Origin of the sequence: uncultured Ruegeria sp. (genome assembly GCF_947500045.1) — a bacterium.
Classification (GTDB): Bacteria; Pseudomonadota; Alphaproteobacteria; order Rhodobacterales; family Rhodobacteraceae; genus Ruegeria.
In genome coordinates this window covers 68,110-87,048 of the sequence record NZ_CANMQQ010000015.1, presented here as the reverse complement: position 1 = coordinate 87,048, position 18,939 = coordinate 68,110, and the positions used below count along the sequence as shown (strand labels likewise).

Below are 18,939 nucleotides of genomic sequence, written 5' to 3'. Positions count from 1 at the left end.
TCACACCTGTAAAACAGAGCTGACAAGAAGTTGGCTATAGGCGTGCTGGGGATCGTCGAGCACCTGATCGGTTAGTCCAGCTTCGACCACGCGACCAGATTTCATGACCATCAGCCGGTCCGCCAACAGGCGGACAACCGCAAGGTCGTGCGTCACGATAATTGCAGACAGCCCCATGTCACGCACCAATCCGCGCAGCAGATCCAGAAGACGGGCCTGAACCGAAACGTCCAGTCCACCCGTTGGCTCATCCATGAACACCAGACGAGGCCCGGTAACCAAATTGCGTGCGATCTGCAGCCGTTGCTGCATCCCACCTGAGAAGGTTGTGGGCCGGTCGTCGATGCGGGTTTCGTCAATCTCGACACGCGCCAGCCAATCGGTGGCCTTGTTGCGAATGTCGCCATAGTGGCGTTCACCCACAGCCATAAGCCGTTCGCCTACATTGCCGCCTGCGCTGACCCCCATGCGCAGCCCATCGCGGGCGTGCTGATGGACAAAGGCCCAATCGGTGCGCGACAACATCCGTCGTTCCGGCTCAGACATGGCAATCGTATCGCGCGGCCCATCTGTGCGTGTATCGAACACGACCTTGCCTGTGTCGGGGACCAGATGACCCGCCATGCAGTTCAACAGAGTGGACTTACCCGATCCGCTTTCGCCGACGATCCCGATGACTTCACCAGGGAAGAGATCGAATGTGACATCAGCGCAGCCAACATGCGGACCGTAGCGTTTGGTGATGCTTTGAACCGACAAAAGGGGTGTCATGCTGCGTCCTTTCCCTTGTGGCCCGCCGCCTGACGGTTTTCGCAATAGTCTGTGTCCGAACAGACGAACATCCGCCCTCCAGCGTCATCGATGATGACCTCATCAAGATAGCTGTCGATCGCACCACACAGCCCGCAAGGGTGGTCTGCCTTTGACGCTTCAAAAGGGTGATCTTCGAAATCAAGGCTCACAACATTTGTATACGGCGGCAAGGCGTAGATCCGTTGTTCGCGGCCCGCGCCAAAAAGCTGGATCGCGGCCATATCGCCGAGTTTGGGATTGTCGAACTTCGGGATTGGTGATGGGTCCATCACATACTGCCCCTCGACTTTCACAGGATAGGCGTAAGCGGTCGCAATATGCCCATGGCGGCTGATGTCTTCGTAAAGCTTCACATGCATCAGCCCATATTCCTCAAGGCTGTGCATCTTTCGGGTTTCGCTTTCGCGGGGTTCAAGAAAGCGCAACGGCTCGGGGATTGGAACCTGATAGACAAGGATCTGCCCCTCGATCAATGGGTCTTCGGGTATCCGGTGGCGGGTCTGGATCACCGAAGCCTCAGAGGTTTTGGTTGTTGTTTCAACCCCGGCGGTGCGTTCAAAGAAGGTTCGGATCGAGACGGCGTTGGTCGTGTCATCCGCGCCCTGATCGATCACCTTAAAGCTGTCTTCGGGCGTCAGGATTGCGGCAGACACCTGCACGCCGCCCGTACCCCATCCGTAGGGCATAGGCATTTCGCGCGATGCGAAGGGCACCTGATATCCGGGAATTGCCAGCCCTTTGAGGATGGCGCGGCGTATCATCCGTTTTGTCTGTTCATCGAGATAGGCGAAATTATACGCGTTCATTCTGCGGCCTCCTGCACATCAGATGCGCCCGCCTCGCGGCGCAATTTGCGCACCAGTTCCAGTTCGGACTGAAAGTCGACATAATGCGGCAGCTTGATATGTTCGAGAAACCCGGTCGCCTGAATATTGTCTGCATGATACAGAACAAATTCTGCATCCTGTGCCGGGGCGCCTTCGTTGTCTTCGCCCAGTTCTTCCCATCGCAAAGCACGGTCGACCAAAGCCATCGAAATCGCTTTGCGTTCGTTCAGACCAAACACCAGACCATAACCGCGCGTGAATTGCGGAGGCTCGGTTTTGGACCCCTTGAACTGGTTGACAGTCTCGCATTCGGTCAGTGTCACTTCGCCGATATCTATGGCAAAGCCTAGTTCCGGGATGTGCATTTCAACTGGCACTGACCCGATCCGCAGTTCACCAACAAATGCGTGGTTGCGGGCATACCCACGCTGGGTGGAGTAGGCGAGGCCGAGCGTAAATCCTTCGTCGGCTCGGGTGAGCGCCTGCAGGCGCAAGGCGCGTTCAGCGGGCATTTCCAGTGGTTCCCGTGTCAGATCGGGAGGGGGCGCATCATCGTGCAAAGCCTCTTCGATAAGGCCTTCGCGATTCAAGAATTCGGTCACATGTGGAACTTCTCCGACCTGTGCTTCTCGCATAGGGGCCTCTGGGAGATCGCCTTCGGCGGCCAGTTTGAAATCCAGCAAGCGGTGTGTGTAGTCGAAGGTTGGTCCCAGAACCTGTCCGCCGGGCAGGTCTTTGAAGGTGGCGGAAATCCTTCGGTCACAGGCCATAGTGCCTGTTTCAACGGGTTTTGACGTGCCAAAGCGAGGCAACGTCGTGCGATACGCGCGAATTAGGAAGATTGCTTCGATCAGGTCGCCGCGCGCCTGTTTGATCGCCAGTGCGGCGAGGTCGGGATCATAAAGTGACCCCTCGGCCATGACGCGGTTGACCGCAAGGCTCAGTTGTTCTCGGATCTGTACGATGCTCAGTTCAGCAACATCGGTATCACCTCGGCGCTCCTCTGCCAGCCACGCATGCGCGTTTTCAATCGCGCGCTCGCCTCCTTTGACAGCCACATACATTACGAAACCTCCGTCGTTCTGGGCAAAGCAGCCAACTGGTTTTCGCAGGTCAGGATGAAATCGAGACCCAGAGGAAATAATGCCCGGTTGGACTGGAGAGCCTGAACATCAGGTACAGACAACGAGGCGTGATCCTTGATACCTGGGCCAGTCAGAGTTGCCCCGGACGTTTCAAGCGCGGGGCACTCTACGATCAGTGTGGCTGAACGGTCAGGATATTCCGAAGTGCCAATCTGATAGGCTGATAGTGGCGCGAGCGTATCCCATGTGCCGACAGCAAACATGCAATGTGTCGAGCCGGTGGTTGGTGCGCCTGTGTGAAAGGCAAGCCATGCGCGGACCGCCTCGCAATCTGTCTCGCCGGCGAGATGGACCGGCGTATCCGTGTCGCAGAGGGCCAACAACACACAACCAGCGGCGGGGGACAGTGGGGCAGGGGGTGTGGCACCTGAAATCGTCTGCAGTGTACCGGGCCGAGCCATGGCTTCCATGATGCCCCGGAACGCATGCGCCGATTGAATGGCCGGATCTTCGAACCCACCAGACAGAGTTTGCGTCTGCATCAGTCTTCTCCCCGAACCATGGTGAAAAAGTCGACCTTGGTGGCCGCAGCTTTGGACGCCCGCACAGCTTTGGCAGCGGTCATTTCAGCTTCTAGAGGCTCCAGTACAGAGGCACGCAACAACTTCGCCGCTTGTGTCTGCATCAGCGCATCAACAAGAGCTGCCGCCTCGGCGTCTGCCTTGCGTCGTCCCTGAATATAGGCGTGCCCGATCTCGCCCGCCTCCAGCATCAGCGCACAGCGGGTCACGGTTATTTCCCCCAGGTTAAACGGCGCGCCGGTGCCGCCCATTCGCGCGCGAACCATGGTGCTGCCAACCTCAGGCGCGCGAAGCCAGGTAAACGCGGGCCGTTGAATTGCGGCGTCCAGCAGCTTGGCAACCCGCCCGTCGGGGGCCTTTGCCAGAAGGCCCATCCAAGCCTTTCGGGGATTATTCTCGTCAAAAGTGTCTTTCATCTCGACAACTTTTCCATTTACTATACAACTATACATATATTAACACATCCGGGCTCTATGGACAGAGGAGATTTGTGAATTTTGCGTAACACGACTGGTACGACTCCGATCTGGAAAGCCATTGCAGACACTTTGCGCGCAGATCTGGCAGAAGGGCGGTACGTGCCCGGGGATAAACTGCCGACTGAGGCTGCGCTGGCCGAGCGCTTCGGGGTGAACCGTCATACGGTGCGTCACGGCATCTCAGCGCTGGTGGATGAGGGCCTTGTCCGAACGCGCCGTGGAGCCGGGGCTTTTGTGGCGTCGACGCCTACGGATTATCCAATCGGAAAGCGGGTCCGCTTTCACGAGAACCTGATCGCGGCGGGCCGTCAGCCCGAAAAGCGCGTGTTGCAGGTGGAAACGCGCTCAGCGACGCAAGGCGAAGCCAGTGCTTTGGATATCGAGGTCGGAGGTGCGGTCTGCGCCTATCATGGTTTGTCTCTGGCTGACGGGCAGCCGATTGCAATATTCGAAAGCCTGTTCCCGCTTGAACGCCTTTCTGGCCTGATAGCCGCGTTGAATGAAACAAGCAGCGTGACCGAGGCATTGAGATCGGTCGGCATCGCGGACTACACCCGTGCGACGACGCGGCTAACGGCTGTCCGTGCTAACGCCACGCATGCCTTGCATCTGCAACTCTCCGAAGGGGACCCACTGCTACGCTCATCAGGTGTCAACGTGGATGAGGGGGATCAGCCGGTTGAGTACGGTCGCACCTGGTTTGCGGGTGACCGCGTGACATTGACGCTTGAAAGCTAGGGTTCATATTTTTCCAGAAATGCCGCGGCTGAAAGCCTGCGGAAATCAATCAGCGCATTGCGCAGTGCGTCATGGGGCCAATCCCACCAGGCAAGGGCGATAAGGCGATTGGCGATATCTATTGGTTGGCGCGGGCGCAAAGGCGTCGCCGGGGCTCCGGCGACGATGGTGTAAGGGGCAACATCTTTGGTCACAACCGCTCCTGCTGCTACAACAGCACCATGGCCCAGAGAGACCTCGGGCTTTATCATTGCACTTGCACCGATCCATGTGTCGTGACCGATCTCGATGATGCGAGACTTGCGGTGGGCAAAGAATTCCTCATCCCGGTCAGCATCGCCCCAATAGTCGTCTGAACGGTAAAAAAAATGATGGCAGGCCGCGGTGTGTAGCGGATGATCGGTGGCACCTATCCGCGAAAAGGAAGCGATATTTGCGAATTTGCCAATCCGGGCGTTAGCGATGTCTGCATATCGGTCACAGTAGCTGTAGTCGCCTAGAATTGAATGAGCGACTCGGCTGCCATGTCCGATTTCAACATAGGCTCCAAAGTCGCTTTCCGTGATTGTGCAGTCCGGATGAATGCAAGGCTGATCAGCCGCAAGTCGTGCCATGATTATTCCTTGCGTCCAATCAACTTCGTACGCAACTTGCCCGACAACCAATCCATAAACATCACCATGCAGATAATCAGAACAATGTAATAGGCGACTTCTTCCCAATCCTTCTGGGTTTGAATGGCCTGTGTCAGCATTAGGCCAATACCACCTCCTGTTATTGTACCAATGATTGTTGCAGACCGTGTGTTGGATTCGAGAAAATAGAGGATTTGCGCCAGAAGTACCGGCACGACCTGCGGGATCACTCCGAAACGATAGCGTTGCAGCGGTTTGGCTCCGGTAGATGCGACGCCGTCGATCTGCTTTTGATCAACATTTTCTAACGCTTCCGAGAAAATCTTGCCGAATGTTCCAGTGTCGGTAATCAGGATCGCCAGCGCACCGGTTAGGGGCCCGGGACCAAATGCACGGGCCAGAACCACCGTCCAGATCAAGGCATCGACACCTCGCACAAAATCAAACAGCCTGCGGGTGGACGCGCGCAGAAGCATGATCGGGGAAAACCGTTTTGCCGCCAGAAAGGAAAGCGGCAGTGCCACGATCGCAGCACCCATGGTGCCGAGAAATGCCATCAGGATCGTCTCGCCAATCGCCCATGCCACATCCTTGTGGCGCCACATGGCATTGTTCCACCAGTCCGAAAAAGCGCCCACTATGTTCGAGCGCGCAGGATCCAGCCGCTCGCCGAACAGGATTGTGCCAAGGCTCTGTCCATAATACGGGCTGTCGAGAGTGAACCAGAACAGTTCCCATCCGGGGAAGTAGTTAAACACTTCGGTGCGGGCACCCGTTAGCGTAATGCGACCTTCAGGTGTTGTAATCCCGATACGACGGTCCGACGCCGAGATCCAATTGGGGAGCGTCTCCGGTAGGTTGCTTGTGAGCTTGCGGCCCTCAGCCTGAACCTGAATCAGTTGAAAACCGGGGATTTCAATCTCGGTCGAGTTCTCTGGCAAGTAACGCACGACATATCCATCACCCAGATCGATTGTGGTGATTTCATCTCCGGTCACCCAGTCGGGGCGCTGGCCTTCAGTATAACGACCCTTGCGCTCTCCTTCGACGGAGTAATCGATTTGACCCGTTCTATTGTCGCGTGTGACGTGAACCTTGTGTGACCAGCTGTCCGAGACAAGCGTGACCGCATTGTCCAGATTGGCGCGTTGGGCGAGGCTTTGAAGGTCGAAAGCAACAAATACATAGGCCAGATACAGCAGAAGCACGGCTGGAAGTCCGAACCCCGCCAAGCGTTTGCGCCGAAAGAGGTTGTCGGCCTCGTGTTTGATAAAGGAAAGGTCTGCGGCAGTCATTGATTTTGCCCTTCGATCAGGCGATTGCGGTAACGGCTTGAGAGTTGGTCAAAAAAGACAATCGTCCCAAAAAGCAGGATGAAGATCGCGCCAGCCTCATCAAAGCGACCGGGCCCCCAGGCCATGGCGTTGCGCAGCTCATAGCCCAGACCACCGGCACCAACGAAGCCAAGAATGGCCGACGCTCGAATATTGATTTCGAAACGAAGTAGGGCATAGCTGATGTAATTTGGGGCGACTTGAGGCAATACGCCAAGAAGCATGCGCTGCAACCATGTTGCGCCTGTCGACGCCAGACCCTCGACAGGTTTCAGGTCGGTATTCTCCGCCACTTCCGAAAACATCTTGCCAAGGGCACCTGCGGTGTGAATGGCGATCGCGATCATTGCAGGAACGGGTCCGCCGCCCAGAACAAAAATCAGAACCAGGGCAATCACAATCTCCGGTACCGCGCGCATGATGTCCGAGATACGGCGAAACACTGGGATCAGTCGGGGCCATTTGGCCAGTCCACGCGTTCCGAGCAATGATAGAAAAAGCCCACCGATCGCCCCGATCAGGGTTGAGACGGCGGCGATATTGATCGTTTCAACAAGCGCGGGGAAATATCTGAGGATAAGGGCCGGCATGTCGGCGCGCTTTTCCCACGCTTCTGAAAGCACATCCGCCGGATAGTCGCCAATTTGGTGCAGGCCTTCCCAGAAACCGCCTGCATTTCTGTCATCCGCGATGTTGAATCCAGACACCATCAACACGACGAAAATCAACAGAGCCAAACCACCGTAAAGTCTGCGACGCTGAACCTGAGCCAAATAGCTGGATTGAATGGCGTTGACGCCGCTCAACGTCATTCCCATAGTTGTGTTCGTCATCCTCGACCCCCGAACATGAAAACCGGCAGCCGCGTATGGGCCGCCGGTCCAGTATGATGTTGTTCAGCCGCCGATCTTGGCTTTGCGCGCTTCGACGATTGAGATGTAGGTGTCATGCGTGACAGGTTGGAAACCAAGCGTTTCACCGGCCGCGACACCATAGGCGCATTCCGGATCCTTCTCATGCAGCCCGTCGACCAGTTCGGTCATCGTGGCGCGCACTTCAGCGGGGAGGGCTTTTCGCAGAACCACCGGGCCTTCCGGGATTACATTGGATTTCCAGATTTGTACGAGGTCGTTCATATCGACCAGACCTGCGTCCACAGCTTTTCGCAACGCACCCGAGTTGTAGCCATCTTCCCAGTTACCCTGAGCATCCGCCCAAGTCACACCGCCATCGATGTCGCCATTGCTGACGGCGACGATGGTCTGCTCATGCCCGCCAGTAAATTTGACCTCTCCAAAATACTCACCGGATTCCATTGTGATGCCATCTTTGTACTGGGGAATCTCGATCGAGGGGATCAGGTAGCCTGAGGTCGAATTTGGATCGCCAAAACCAAAGACCTTACCCTGCATGTCATCCAGTGAAGCCACGCCGCTATCTTTGTGTGCAAAACCGATGGAGTGATAGCCGATGGAACCGTCTACATTCACTTTAATCAGCACCGGTTCGACTGCGTCAGGATCTTGCAGATAGGTGGCTGCGTATGAGGATGCGCCAAGCCATGCCATGTCGATTGTGCCACCCAGCAGGCCTTGGATCACGCCATTGTAATCTGCGGGTGCAAACAGCTTGGTTTCGACGCCGAGCGCTTCCGAAGTATAGTCCGCCAGGCACTGATAAGAGTTCATGCGGTCCTGAGCGTTTTCACCGCCAAGGATACCGATGCGGAATTCTGTGATTTCTTGGGCAAATGCGCCGGTACTCAGGGCAGTGCTGGCAACCAACGCCAGTGCTAGGGTCTGTTTCATAGGTCTCTCCAGGTTTGTTTGCCCTATCGATGTTCGGTTATTTCAGGGCAGGTCGGTGGTTGACCCTGCAACGCTGCAGGGAAGTCAACTGAGTCAGACGTAGGCTTCCGCTTCGCGGACTTCCGGTCTGTCCAGTGTTTCGATTTCGGTTGAAGTGGCCGCTTCGGAAAAATCTGACCCGGCACCATAGATGTCGCGCGCCACGCCGGTGGTCAGTTGCGCGGGCGTACCGTCAAAGACGATCCGACCGTCGCGCATCCCTATGACGCGATCACAATAGCGACGCGCTGTATCCAGTGTGTGCAGATTGGCGATCACCATGCGCCCGTCTTCCTCGTGGATCGCACGCAGAGACTGCATCACCACCTGCGCGTTCATCGGGTCCAGGCTGGCGATTGGCTCATCCGCAAGAATGATCTTGGGGTCCTGCATCAGTGCGCGGGCGATGGCCACACGTTGCTGCTGACCGCCTGAAAGTGCTTCGGCACGTTTAGAGGCCTGTTCAGCAATACCCAGACGATCCAGAATCTCGATCGCCTGATAAATGTCTGATTGCGGATATAGATTGAACATCGTCGCTAAGGTCGAGCGCTTGTTCAATGTGCCGTGCAACACGTTGGATACCACATCCATGCGTGGAACCAGATTGAATTGCTGGAAGATCATCGCGCACCGGGATTGCCAGTGTCGCTTTGCTGCCCCTTTCAGCGCTGTGATTTCTTCGTCTTCGAATGTGATCGTGCCGTCGCTTGCGTCACTCAGGCGGTTGATCATACGCAAAAGCGTCGATTTACCCGCGCCCGAGCAGCCAATGACCCCAATCATTGTTGGTTTGTCGACAGCGATAGTTGCGGCATCCACTGCCGTGTTGTCTCCGAACCGTTTTGTCAGCGCCTTGATAGTCAGCATGTCGCCCCCAGTGTTTGAGAGGCGGATAGAGGGGCAAGGCTACAACTTCATGACGAACATGCTTCAGATTTTTGACTTGTACGCGAAGGATTTGTAACAGCCGTCGCTTGGCAGAACAGGCATGTCGCAAGGTGTGCTTCCAAAAAAAAATTGGGATGGTCCACCAGCCGCCGTAAAGCTGTTACTTTCAGCCGGGAAAACGTCTATACTTTGTATATGATGTTTCGATTGGGAAGTATTATTGGCACTTGTTTATTTCTCGCAGGGCACGCCAACGCACGGATGGCTGAGGTAAGCTGTGATGACAGCGACCGGATGGCGAACAGGCTGACAAATATTCTGAATGCAGAACGACAAGGGACTGGCCTGCGTGACCCGGAAACAGTGCTGGAGGTTTGGGTCACGCGAAAAAGCCGTGACTGGGTGATCGTGCAGAATTACGCAAATGGAACCTCTTGCATCGTTGCTATGGGTGAGCATTGGCAAAGCCACTTGCCGGACCCTGCATAATTGACCTTTGGCGCTGGGTTTGCCCCGAACCAGGTGTGTGTTGATTCAGGTCTTGCCAACTCGCGGTACTCAGCCGAAAGTTCGTCTTGTTGTTACACATACCCAATATCAGTATTGGACATATGGAACGTAGCTGGTCTTAATGCATTCAGTTACAATAATAGAAGGTGGACAGGGTCATGAAGAAGACCGCAATATCATCAGTTATCATCGCGACTGCGTTTGTCGCACAAAGCGCACATTCCGAGACGCTTAGGCTATTGACCTGGGGTGGATATGCTCCGGATGAAGTGATTGCCAAATTCGAAGAAGAAACTGGCCACACCGTAGAAGTGACCACTTCTAACAATGAAGAGATGATTGCCAAGCTTCGCGCAACGAATGGCGGCGGCTTTGATTTGGCTCAGCCAAGTCAGGACCGGATTGCCAGCGCACAAGAAGAGTTCGGTATCTACAAGCCTATCGACATGTCGAAGGTGCAGGCCGATCTGTTCATTCCTTCAATGTTGAGCGCAACCGCAGCCAACAGTACATTTGACGGAGAGGTCTATGGTCTGCCGCATGTATGGGGAACCAGTGGGCTTGTCGTGAACACCGCAGAAGCGGGTGATATTAAGGATTATGCAGATCTTTGTGATGCATCCGTTTCGGGCAAGGTATCTTACCGGCTGAAACGTCCGACCCTGATCGGGTTTGCTTATTCCATGGGGCTTGATCCCTTCGCAGCCTATGGCGATACCGATGCTTACCAAGGCATTCTGGATCAGGTTGAGGCCAAGCTGACCGAGTGCAAACCCAATGTGAAAACCTATTGGGAAGGCGGCGATGAGATCAAGAACCTGCTACGCTCGGGCGAGGTTGTGGCCTCGATGGCGTGGGATACAGGTGGATGGCAACTGAACGCCGATAATCCCGACATCACGTTTGTTGCGCCCGAAGCCGGTGCACTGGGTTGGATTGACACCTTTGTTCTTCCGGCCCGCGGTCGGGCAGATGATGCGGCCTATGACTGGATCAACTTCGTAATGCGCCCAGAGGTCGCTGCAATGATTACCAACACAGCTGGCAACTTTACCGCTGCTGTCGATGGGGATGCAGGTGTAAACGCAGATCTCAAAGCACGTTATCAAGGAAGCTTTGACCAACAGGCGATTGATAACATCAAATGGTACCCACCAGTGCCTGCTGGGCTGGAGACGCTGGAAGGTGCCACACTTGATCGTGTGAACGCGGCGAATTAAGCGTCTATTAAAGATTCAATCGAGGAGGGGCGCCTCGCGGCGCCCTTTTTTATCAACTGAAGTGAATACAAAATGACAGACGCCCCCGATCTCGTCTGCCGTGATCTGGTCAAGGAATTTGATCAGTTTCGCGCAGTGGACCATGTCAGTTTCGAAGTGCCGCAGGGTTCATTCTTTTCCATTTTGGGTCCGTCAGGATGTGGCAAGACCACGTTGCTGCGAATGATCGCCGGGTTCCAGGCCCCATCGGATGGTGAGCTTTTGATCAAAGGTAAATCCATGATCGGGGTGCCGCCGAACAAGCGCCCTGTATCGATGGTGTTTCAACATCTGGCGTTGTTTCCGACGATGAATATTGGCGATAATGTCGGGTTTGGCCTGCGTCAACGCGGTGTTAACCGGACCGACATCAAGAAACGGGTGGAAGAAGTGCTTGCGCGCGTTGGCCTGCCTGGCACATCTGGCCGCCGTGTTGATCAACTCTCAGGGGGGCAGAGGCAACGCGTCGCCATTGCGCGGTGCATGATTCTTGAGCCGGATCTGCTGTTGTTGGACGAGCCGCTGGGTGCGCTCGACCTTAAACTGCGTGAACATATGAAGCTTGAACTCAAAGCACTTCAGCACGAATTTGGGACTACATTCGTCTACATCACACATGACCAATCCGAGGCTTTGGTGATGAGCGACAATGTGGCGGTCATGAACCATGGCCGGTTTGAACAGATCGGAAGCCCGCACGACATTTATTACAAACCGGCGACAGCATTTGTTGCAGGATTCGTTGGGGACGCCAATCGATTTAGTGCAAGGGTGAAAGGTAGCTCGGAAGAATCGCTGATTTTGGAAACCGAAGCGGGATCGACGATGGAGGTCGAGGCAAAAATGGCTGACCTCAATGTGGGTCAACACGCACAGGTCTTTCTGCGACCCGAGGCAATTGAGCTTGCCAAATCCAAAGAACAAATCACGGGCAATTCCAATGTCACGTCGGGAACGGTGACGTCGGTGTTGTTCAACGGGGCAAACAGTATGGTCGCCTTACGCGAAACCGGGTCGGGTGCAACGCTGAATGTCGCCCTGCCGCAAACCGGCGCTTTTTCGGACCTCAGCGAAGGTGATGAGATTTTTGCAAGCTGGCACCCAACAAAGGCCCGCTGCTATCCGGGTGATGGGGCCTGATTATGTCACGCGATGCATCCAAACTCGGGTTCTATCTATTGTTGGCACCGCTTCTTCTGTGGCTGGTGTTGTTAATTATCCTCCCACATATCGGGCTTTTTGTTGTTTCGGTGTCGGAAAAGGTAGGTGTGCGCGAATATGAGATCGGGTTGGGCAACTACGCGGCATTTTTCACCGAACCACTTTATTGGAGGACTTTTGCGCGCACGGCGATCATGTCGATCTTGGCGACAGGGCTAACACTGATCCTTGGTTTCCCCATCGCATATTATATCGCGAAGCTTACCAAAGGGCGGACGAAAACCACGCTATTTCTGATGTGCATGATCCCGTTCTGGGTGTCCGAGTTGGTCCGCACTTACGGTTGGATGATCCTGCTGCGAGAATCCGGTGTGTTTTCAAGTTTTCTGCAATATGTCGGGCTCGCTTCCGGTCCAGTTGAGATGCTGTACAACGACGCCGCCATAATGGTTGGTCTAGTCTATACCTCGATCCTGTTCATGGTCGTGCCTTTGGTCACGACGCTTGATAGCCTGGACGACAGCCTGATCGAGGCGGGCTATGACCTTGGTGGTAGCAGCTTTTCTATTCTCCGGGAAATCGTGATTCCACATGCAATGCCTGGGATCGTGTCAGGGTGTATTGTTGTGTTCATGCTGTCGCTTGGCAACTACCTTACACCTATCCTGTTGGGCGGTAAGGACAGCCTGTGGTTCACTGGCATGATTTATACGCAGTTTATTACCCGATTTAACTGGGAGCTAGGCTCGGCCTTTGGCTTCCTTCTTCTGGCGCTGTCCTCGGTATTGGTTTTTGTCGGGCTGAAACTTTCGCGGCAATCGCTGTCCGGTACGATGGGGCGCTAAGATGATACCAACCGTACCACAGCCTGCCGTGATGACATGGTGTTACCGTGCCTATGTCATTTTGTTTTTCGTCTATCTCGCGCTGCCGCTCTCGGTGGTATGCCTTTTTGCCTTCAATAATTCGGTCTTTCCATCATTGCCCTGGGAAGGGTTCACGCTTGCGTGGTTTTTTGGCTCTGATGCACCATACATCGGCGTGTTCAATGAGCGTTCGATTTTGCGGGCAATCGGAACCTCAGCCTTTGTAGCAGTTTGGGTGGCTGGTCTGGCCGTTGTGGTGGGCACGTGCAATGCGTTTCTTTTTGTACGCCATGAGTTTCGCGGCAAAGCACTGTTATATATGCTGATGCTTCTGCCGTTGATCATACCCGGGGTGATATTGGGTATTTCGATCCTTGTGTTTTCCAGCGCGGTGGCAAACACGCTGGAGGATGCGACCGGGATGTGGTTTGACGGTTTGCGACCTGGGTTGCCCCTTGTCATTCTGGGTCAATTTTCTTTTGTCGCAACATTCGCCACGTTAGTGATTTCCGCACGTTTGCAAAAGTTTGATCCTAGCCTTGAAGAAGCAGCCCTGAATCTTGGGGCAAGTAAGTTCGGTGCTGTCCGGCAGATCACGTTGCCATTTTTGCTTCCTGCGATCGTCGCTTCGGCTATCGTCTCGGTGCTTATGAGTTTTGAGAATTTCAACACCACTTTGATGCTTGTGGGGTCGGAATCACCGCTTACCATCACCATGTTCGACAAGCTAAAACAGGGGTCAACTCCGGTTCTGAATGCGGTTTCCCTGTTATTGATCATCGTATCGGCTGCGATTGGTTTGATGTCGTTGCTCTTTCAGAATTCCAAACGCTAAAGGGTGAAATCCACTTCAATGCGAAGTGATTACGCCTTGAGCTGAATTTGTGCCATCATGCGCGGACAAGTAAGCCCATTTAGCGCGGCAATTCAGTCTGTGGCTCGGGCCATGTAGAATTTGCCCTGTTTGATCGCGTATTGTGTGGGCCGGTAATAATAGCCACTTTCGCCCGATAGAACGGGCAGCGGCAACGAGGTTCGATTTGGCCATTTCGCAATTCCAATTTCCAAACACAATTCCGGAGCAAAGATGCGGATCAGCGTAGGGGTTGCGGTGACAATGCTGGTTGCGCTGTCAATTGGCGTGTCGACCTTTGTCGTACATTCGCTTTGGTGGACGACTGCACGCGAAAACAGCCGGATGCTTGCAGCCGAGATCAATAGCCAGATCGCGAATACCGTCCGGATCGAAGTCGGGCTGACGCTCAGATCGGCTGAGGCGGCATGGGCGGCAGTGCGAACGATCTTTGTTCAGGACGTCATCGCGACGCGACAAGCCGACAAGCGAGAGTTTGTTTTTCTTTCGCAACTGCAGGCACAACCCAACATCTCATGGATCATGTTCGGCTGGCCGGACGGAAATTTCTTCGCGGCGCACCGTTTGGGGGATGGTGGGCTTGAGATGATCGAGATTGATAGCGAAATCCAAGATGGCATGCTGCGGACTGACCGATACATCTTTATCCCTGGTGATATTCAGTTTGAGGAGCGGAGTTTCTCTCCCACCACCTATGACCCACGTGAACACGCATGGTTTGATAACTTCATAGGTCTGAGCACAGCGGACTGGATCGAGGCCCGCGATCTGCCCGGCAGCCACAGGACCGTTTATGCGTTTGCGGGCCCTGTGGATGTAAATCGCAGACGACAAGGTGTACTGGCGGTGGCCATCGAAACTGATCGTCTGTCGCGTTTTCTCGGCACCTTGCGACCAGGTGAATTTGGCGCCGCTTTTATTCTGGACGCCGAGGGGAATGTGATTGCGGTTCCGGACCCAGACGCGGATGAGGTCACGCCCGCGCGCATGGGCGAAGGCGAACTTTTCGAGGTTGCCAAGTTGTCAGGGCAGCAACTTCTGGGGAATTCGAACGCGCGCGCAACAATGAACTCCACGACAAGGGTAGTCAGCGATGGAGTACCCTATGCGGTCGCGCTGACGCCGCTTGGGTTTTATGGGTGGCGTGTTGCCACTGTTATTCCCGAGTCTACCTTCTTGTCAGGGATCGACGAGACATTGGTGAATCTGCTCTATATTCTGGTTGGTGTCGTCATTGTGGCGACGGGGTTGGCCATTTGGCTGGTTAGAACAGTTGTTTCAAACCCCTTGGCGCGCATCGTCGAAGACCTGAGCCGGGTCGAGCGGTTTGATACCGAAAAAATCACGAGCCGACCCTCAAAACTCAGGGAACTTTCGAACCTTTCAGCGGCCACGGCAAACATGGCGGCTGGCCTGTCAGCTTTTCGCAAATATGTGCCGACTGATCTTGTCCGGATGCTGGTCGCAGAGGGGATCAACACGCAGCCAGGTGGAGAGATCAAGCGGATTTCGGTTCTGTTTTGCGACGTGGCCGGTTTTACGGGGCTTTCAGAAAAACTTGGGCCTGAAATCGTTAAGTTGATGGCGCCGTTCTTCAGTGCTGCATCGTCAGCGATCGCGCGGCATGATGGAACGATTGATAAGTTCATGGGCGATGCGGTCATGGCCTTCTGGGGCGCGCCGCGTGCAGATCCTAATCATGCCGAAAATGCCTGCCGGGCGGCTTTGGACCTTGTCGAGTCGGTCGCTGCGACGGGCATCAAGGATGATGAAGGACACCCGCTGAGCATCCGCGTGGGGCTAAACACAGGCGAGGCGCTGGTCGGAAATATCGGTTCGGAAGAGCGATTGAACTACACAGCTATTGGTGACGCTGTAAACATTGCGAGCCGTTTGGAAGGCGTCAACAAGGTCTATGGCTCCTCGGTTCTGATCGGTCCGGAAACCCGTCGTGCGGCTGGTGATTCAATCATTGTTCGTGAGCTTGACACATTGGCTGTCTTTGGTCGAACTGGCGGCCTTGTCATTTACGAACTGATTGCAATGGCCGACAAATCCCAAGGAACATATCCTTGGATTGCGGCTTATGAAGAGGGTCTGGAACACTATCGAAATCGCCGTTTCGATGCAGCAATCCTGGCTTTTGTTGCTGCGGAAAAAGCCCGTGGCGCGGACCCTGTTTCAGCCGTTATGAAAGAACGTGCTTCGGAATATATATCCACGCCTCCACCAGCTGACTGGAAAGGTGTTGCAGTGGCGGAGTCAAAGTGAAGCGACCGATAGCGTGTTAGATATCCAGCGTGTTATCTTTTTCCCAGCGCGAGAAATGGGAAACGAACGAGTTCCATTCCTGATGTTTCATTTTCAAGAAGGCAGATGAGAACTCGGCACCCATCATCGCTTTTAGCTCTTTGTCCTTGTCGTATTCGCGTAGCGCGTCGAGCATATTAAGCGGCAGTTTCGGTGCTCCGCGTACCTTGTGGCCCTCAGCATACATGTCGATATCGTACCGCTTTCCCGGGTCCGCCTTTGAACGGATACCTGACAGACCGGCCGCAATTATCACGGCCTGCAGCAGATATGGATTGGTTGCACCGTCGGGCAGGCGCAGCTCGAACCGGCCTGGTCCCGGGACGCGCACCATGTGCGTCCGGTTGTTGCCCGTCCAGGTGACCGTATTGGGCGCCCACGTGGCCCCTGACATCGTGCGCGGCGCGTTGATGCGCTTATAGGAATTCACTGTGGGATTCGTGATCGCCGCCAAAGCGCTGGCATGTTTCATGATGCCGCCGAGAAAATGTTTTCCCTGCTCGGCTAGACCCAGTTCACCTGTCGGGCCGCCACCTTCACCGGCAAACACGTTGATCTTTGCGTCCGCTCCCGGCGCATCCCAGACCGAAATATGGGCGTGGCAGCCATTGCCTGTCAGACCTTCGATCGGTTTTGGCATGAACGTGGCGCGTAGCCCGTGTTTTTCGGCCACCGACTTGGTCATGAACTTGAAAAAGGAATGCTTATCTGCCGTGCGCAGGGCGTCATCGAACTCCCAGTTCATTTCGAACTGCCCGTTCGCGTCTTCGTGGTCGTTCTGGTACGGACCCCAGCCCAATTCCAGCATGTAGTCGCAGATCTCACGCACCACATCATAACGGCGCATCACTGCCTGTTGGTCGTAGCAAGGTTTCTCGGCGGTATCGAACGGATCGCTGATCTGTTCACCGTCCGGGGACAGCAGAAAGAACTCTGCCTCGATGCCCGTTTTCACGTGCAGACCTTCGTCGGCTGCCTCGCTGATCAGACGGCGCAACACATTGCGCGGTGCTTGCGCGACGTCTTCGCCTTCCATTACACAATTGCCAGCCACCCAGGCGACATCGGGTTTCCACGGCAGTTGGATCACCGATGACGGATCCGGTACTGCCAACATGTCGGGATGCGCGGGGGTCATGTCCAGCCAGGTCGCAAACCCGGCGAAACCTGCCCCTTCTTCCTGCATATCCGCAATTGCCTGCGCGGGAACCAGCTTGGCCCGCTGCCCACCGAACAGGTCGGTGAACGAAATCATGAAATATTTGACGCCTTTTTCCTTGGCGAAAGCTGCCAGATCTATGGTCATGGTCGGCTTCCCTTTCCCTGTTGGTCTAAAAAATGAAAAAGGCGCGGTCCGCGTTGCGAAACCCCGCCCTTTGTTTGTTCAGTACCCTCCGCCTTTACCTGGATACCAGTCGGTGCCGGCTAGGGGTACTTTGGCCATCGCCGCTGCCTCCATCGTCAGCGCGCAAAGGTCTTCCGGTTCCAAGTTGTGCAAGTGGTTATGTCCGCAGGCGCGCGCGATTGTCTGCGCCTCAAGCGTCATAACCTTGAGATAATTGCGTAGTCTGCGGCCTGCATCTACCGGATCAAGGCGCGCCGCCAGCTTGGGATCCTGAGTGGTGATCCCCGCCGGGTCCTGCCCTTCGTGCCAGTCATCATACGCCCCGGTTGTTGACCCGAGCTTTTGGTACTCGGCCTCCCACTTCGGGTCATTGTCACCGATCGCAATCATCGCAGCTGTGCCAATCGACACTGCATCCGCACCAAGAGCCATCGCCTTGGCGACATCGGCCCCGGTTCGGATACCGCCCGAGATCACCAGTTGCACCTCGCGATGCACGCCCAAGTCCTGCAAGGCCTGAACGGCAGGCCGGATACAGGCGAGGGTGGGGATGCCGACATGTTCGATGAACACATCCTGCGTGGCTGCAGTACCCCCTTGCATCCCATCCATCACGACGACATCCGCGCCTGCCTTAACGGCCAAAGCAGTGTCGTAGTAGGGCCGCGTGGCACCGACTTTTACGTAGATCGGCACCTGCCAATTGGTGATTTCGCGCAACTCAAGTATCTTGATTTCGAGATCATCCGGCCCGGTCCAGTCAGGGTGACGACAGGCCGAACGCTGATCTATCCCTTTGGGTAATGTCCGCATTTCGGCCACGCGATCAGATATTTTCTGCCCCAGCAACATGCCCCCGCCACCGGGTTTCGCACCTTGACCCACGACGACTTCGATGGCGTCCGCTTTGCGCAGATCATTGGGGTTCATGCCATAGCGCGAGGGCAGATATTGGTAGACCAGCTTGCTGGAATGGCCACGCTCCTCGGGCGTCATGCCACCATCGCCGGTGGTGGTCGATGTCCCTGCCATCGAAGCCCCACGACCCAGTGCCTCTTTCGCAGGACCAGACAGCGCACCAAAGCTCATGCCTGCAATCGTGATCGGAATGTCCAAATGAATGGGATTTTTGGCAAAACGTGTGCCCAGAGTTACCGAGGTGTCGCAGCGTTCCCGATAGCCCTCCAAGGGATACCGGCTGACTGATGCACCCAGAAACAACAGGTCGTCAAAGTGCGGTACCTTGCGTTTGGCGCCACCACCGCGAATGTCATAGATGCCGGTCGCAGCGGCGCGACGGATCTCGGCGTTGATCGGATTAGTGAATGTCGCCGACTGAATCGGCACGGTACGAGGGATCTGATCGTCCATATCTTTCATGCCC

Annotated in this window: 19 protein-coding genes; 7 read left to right on the top strand and 12 right to left on the bottom strand. The window is 55.3% G+C overall.

Annotated elements, in window-relative coordinates:
• From phnK to phnG, 5 genes are read right to left on the bottom strand one after another with little or no spacing between them, the layout of a single operon-like run.
• Positions 1-771, bottom strand: a complete 771-nt coding sequence (gene phnK / locus Q1B46_RS19855; RefSeq protein ID WP_299951096.1) for a phosphonate C-P lyase system protein PhnK — start codon at positions 769-771, stop codon at positions 1-3.
• On the bottom strand, positions 768-1,619 hold the full coding sequence (locus tag Q1B46_RS19850) for an alpha-D-ribose 1-methylphosphonate 5-phosphate C-P-lyase PhnJ (RefSeq protein WP_299951093.1): 852 nt from the start codon (positions 1,617-1,619) through the stop codon (positions 768-770). Before Q1B46_RS19850 ends, phnK begins: the two co-directional genes overlap by 4 nt.
• On the bottom strand, positions 1,616-2,704 hold the full coding sequence (locus Q1B46_RS19845) for a carbon-phosphorus lyase complex subunit PhnI (protein ID WP_299951090.1): 1,089 nt from the start codon (positions 2,702-2,704) through the stop codon (positions 1,616-1,618). Before Q1B46_RS19845 ends, Q1B46_RS19850 begins: the two co-directional genes overlap by 4 nt.
• The gene (phnH, locus tag Q1B46_RS19840; protein ID WP_299951087.1) at positions 2,704-3,267 is read right to left on the bottom strand and encodes a phosphonate C-P lyase system protein PhnH; all 564 of its coding nucleotides are present in this window, start codon (positions 3,265-3,267) and stop codon (positions 2,704-2,706) included. Before phnH ends, Q1B46_RS19845 begins: the two co-directional genes overlap by 1 nt.
• Entirely contained in the window at positions 3,267-3,722 is a 456-nt protein-coding gene (gene phnG / locus Q1B46_RS19835) for a phosphonate C-P lyase system protein PhnG (protein WP_299951084.1), read from the bottom strand. The genes phnH and phnG overlap by 1 nt, the downstream gene beginning before the upstream one ends.
• A gap of 81 nt (positions 3,723-3,803) precedes the next feature.
• Here phnG and phnF point away from each other — a divergent pair, with 81 nt between their 5' ends.
• Positions 3,804-4,523 (top strand): phosphonate metabolism transcriptional regulator PhnF, encoded by a 720-nt coding sequence (phnF, locus tag Q1B46_RS19830; RefSeq protein ID WP_299951080.1) that lies wholly within the window; start codon positions 3,804-3,806, stop codon positions 4,521-4,523.
• On the opposite strand, the gene Q1B46_RS19825 is transcribed toward phnF, so the two are convergent.
• The 5 genes from Q1B46_RS19825 to phnC form a co-directional block, all read right to left on the bottom strand.
• Positions 4,520-5,137, bottom strand: coding sequence for a DapH/DapD/GlmU-related protein (locus Q1B46_RS19825; RefSeq protein WP_299951078.1), 618 nt, complete (start codon positions 5,135-5,137; stop codon positions 4,520-4,522). The two genes, phnF and Q1B46_RS19825, sit on opposite strands and share 4 nt — an antisense overlap.
• A 2-nt stretch (positions 5,138-5,139) precedes the next feature.
• Positions 5,140-6,453 (bottom strand): phosphonate ABC transporter, permease protein PhnE, encoded by a 1,314-nt coding sequence (phnE, locus tag Q1B46_RS19820; protein WP_299951075.1) that lies wholly within the window; start codon positions 6,451-6,453, stop codon positions 5,140-5,142.
• Entirely contained in the window at positions 6,450-7,325 is an 876-nt protein-coding gene (gene phnE / locus Q1B46_RS19815; RefSeq protein WP_299951072.1) for a phosphonate ABC transporter, permease protein PhnE, read from the bottom strand. The genes phnE (Q1B46_RS19820) and phnE (Q1B46_RS19815) overlap by 4 nt, the downstream gene beginning before the upstream one ends.
• 63 nt (positions 7,326-7,388) lie before the next feature.
• Positions 7,389-8,300, bottom strand: coding sequence for a phosphonate ABC transporter substrate-binding protein (phnD, locus tag Q1B46_RS19810; RefSeq protein WP_299951069.1), 912 nt, complete (start codon positions 8,298-8,300; stop codon positions 7,389-7,391).
• A gap of 93 nt (positions 8,301-8,393) precedes the next feature.
• On the bottom strand, positions 8,394-9,209 hold the full coding sequence (gene phnC, locus Q1B46_RS19805; RefSeq protein ID WP_299951066.1) for a phosphonate ABC transporter ATP-binding protein: 816 nt from the start codon (positions 9,207-9,209) through the stop codon (positions 8,394-8,396).
• A 282-nt stretch (positions 9,210-9,491) separates the two neighbouring features.
• Between phnC and Q1B46_RS19800 the strand changes: the two genes are divergently transcribed.
• The 6 genes from Q1B46_RS19800 (at position 9,492) to Q1B46_RS19775 (ending at position 16,171) form a co-directional block, all read left to right on the top strand.
• Positions 9,492-9,719 (top strand): hypothetical protein, encoded by a 228-nt coding sequence (locus Q1B46_RS19800; protein ID WP_299951061.1) that lies wholly within the window; start codon positions 9,492-9,494, stop codon positions 9,717-9,719.
• A gap of 179 nt (positions 9,720-9,898) precedes the next feature.
• Positions 9,899-10,960: an extracellular solute-binding protein gene (locus Q1B46_RS19795; protein WP_299951058.1), complete on the top strand. Its 1,062-nt coding sequence runs from the start codon at positions 9,899-9,901 to the stop codon at positions 10,958-10,960.
• A gap of 72 nt (positions 10,961-11,032) precedes the next feature.
• A complete protein-coding gene (locus Q1B46_RS19790; protein WP_299951055.1) occupies positions 11,033-12,139 on the top strand; it encodes an ABC transporter ATP-binding protein in 1,107 nt (368 codons plus the stop codon).
• A gap of 2 nt (positions 12,140-12,141) precedes the next feature.
• Positions 12,142-13,005: an ABC transporter permease gene (locus tag Q1B46_RS19785; protein ID WP_299951052.1), complete on the top strand. Its 864-nt coding sequence runs from the start codon at positions 12,142-12,144 to the stop codon at positions 13,003-13,005.
• 1 nt (position 13,006) lies between these two features.
• Positions 13,007-13,861, top strand: coding sequence for an ABC transporter permease subunit (locus tag Q1B46_RS19780; protein WP_299669581.1), 855 nt, complete (start codon positions 13,007-13,009; stop codon positions 13,859-13,861).
• Between the two features lie 252 nt (positions 13,862-14,113).
• Positions 14,114-16,171 (top strand): adenylate/guanylate cyclase domain-containing protein, encoded by a 2,058-nt coding sequence (locus tag Q1B46_RS19775; protein WP_299951048.1) that lies wholly within the window; start codon positions 14,114-14,116, stop codon positions 16,169-16,171.
• 16 nt (positions 16,172-16,187) lie between these two features.
• Here the strand turns inward: Q1B46_RS19775 and glnT are convergent, their stop codons facing one another.
• Positions 16,188-17,516, bottom strand: coding sequence for a type III glutamate--ammonia ligase (gene glnT / locus Q1B46_RS19770; RefSeq protein ID WP_299951045.1), 1,329 nt, complete (start codon positions 17,514-17,516; stop codon positions 16,188-16,190).
• A gap of 78 nt (positions 17,517-17,594) precedes the next feature.
• On the bottom strand, positions 17,595-18,926 hold the full coding sequence (locus Q1B46_RS19765) for an FMN-binding glutamate synthase family protein (RefSeq protein WP_299951156.1): 1,332 nt from the start codon (positions 18,924-18,926) through the stop codon (positions 17,595-17,597).
• Positions 18,927-18,939 lie beyond the last annotated feature (13 nt).

Coding starts and splice junctions, on each gene's coding strand:
- phnK (WP_299951096.1), bottom strand. CDS start 771: ATGACACCCCTTTTGTCGGTTCAAAGCATCACCAAACGCTACGGTCCG.
- Q1B46_RS19850 (WP_299951093.1), bottom strand. CDS start 1,619: ATGAACGCGTATAATTTCGCCTATCTCGATGAACAGACAAAACGGATG.
- Q1B46_RS19845 (WP_299951090.1), bottom strand. CDS start 2,704: ATGTATGTGGCTGTCAAAGGAGGCGAGCGCGCGATTGAAAACGCGCAT.
- phnH (WP_299951087.1), bottom strand. CDS start 3,267: ATGCAGACGCAAACTCTGTCTGGTGGGTTCGAAGATCCGGCCATTCAA.
- phnG (WP_299951084.1), bottom strand. CDS start 3,722: ATGAAAGACACTTTTGACGAGAATAATCCCCGAAAGGCTTGGATGGGC.
- Q1B46_RS19825 (WP_299951078.1), bottom strand. CDS start 5,137: ATGGCACGACTTGCGGCTGATCAGCCTTGCATTCATCCGGACTGCACA.
- phnE (WP_299951075.1), bottom strand. CDS start 6,453: ATGACTGCCGCAGACCTTTCCTTTATCAAACACGAGGCCGACAACCTC.
- phnE (WP_299951072.1), bottom strand. CDS start 7,325: ATGACGAACACAACTATGGGAATGACGTTGAGCGGCGTCAACGCCATT.
- phnD (WP_299951069.1), bottom strand. CDS start 8,300: ATGAAACAGACCCTAGCACTGGCGTTGGTTGCCAGCACTGCCCTGAGT.
- phnC (WP_299951066.1), bottom strand. CDS start 9,209: ATGCTGACTATCAAGGCGCTGACAAAACGGTTCGGAGACAACACGGCA.
- Q1B46_RS19800 (WP_299951061.1), top strand. CDS start 9,492: ATGGCTGAGGTAAGCTGTGATGACAGCGACCGGATGGCGAACAGGCTG.
- Q1B46_RS19795 (WP_299951058.1), top strand. CDS start 9,899: ATGAAGAAGACCGCAATATCATCAGTTATCATCGCGACTGCGTTTGTC.
- Q1B46_RS19790 (WP_299951055.1), top strand. CDS start 11,033: ATGACAGACGCCCCCGATCTCGTCTGCCGTGATCTGGTCAAGGAATTT.
- Q1B46_RS19785 (WP_299951052.1), top strand. CDS start 12,142: ATGTCACGCGATGCATCCAAACTCGGGTTCTATCTATTGTTGGCACCG.
- Q1B46_RS19780 (WP_299669581.1), top strand. CDS start 13,007: ATGATACCAACCGTACCACAGCCTGCCGTGATGACATGGTGTTACCGT.
- Q1B46_RS19775 (WP_299951048.1), top strand. CDS start 14,114: ATGCGGATCAGCGTAGGGGTTGCGGTGACAATGCTGGTTGCGCTGTCA.
- glnT (WP_299951045.1), bottom strand. CDS start 17,516: ATGACCATAGATCTGGCAGCTTTCGCCAAGGAAAAAGGCGTCAAATAT.
- Q1B46_RS19765 (WP_299951156.1), bottom strand. CDS start 18,926: ATGGACGATCAGATCCCTCGTACCGTGCCGATTCAGTCGGCGACATTC.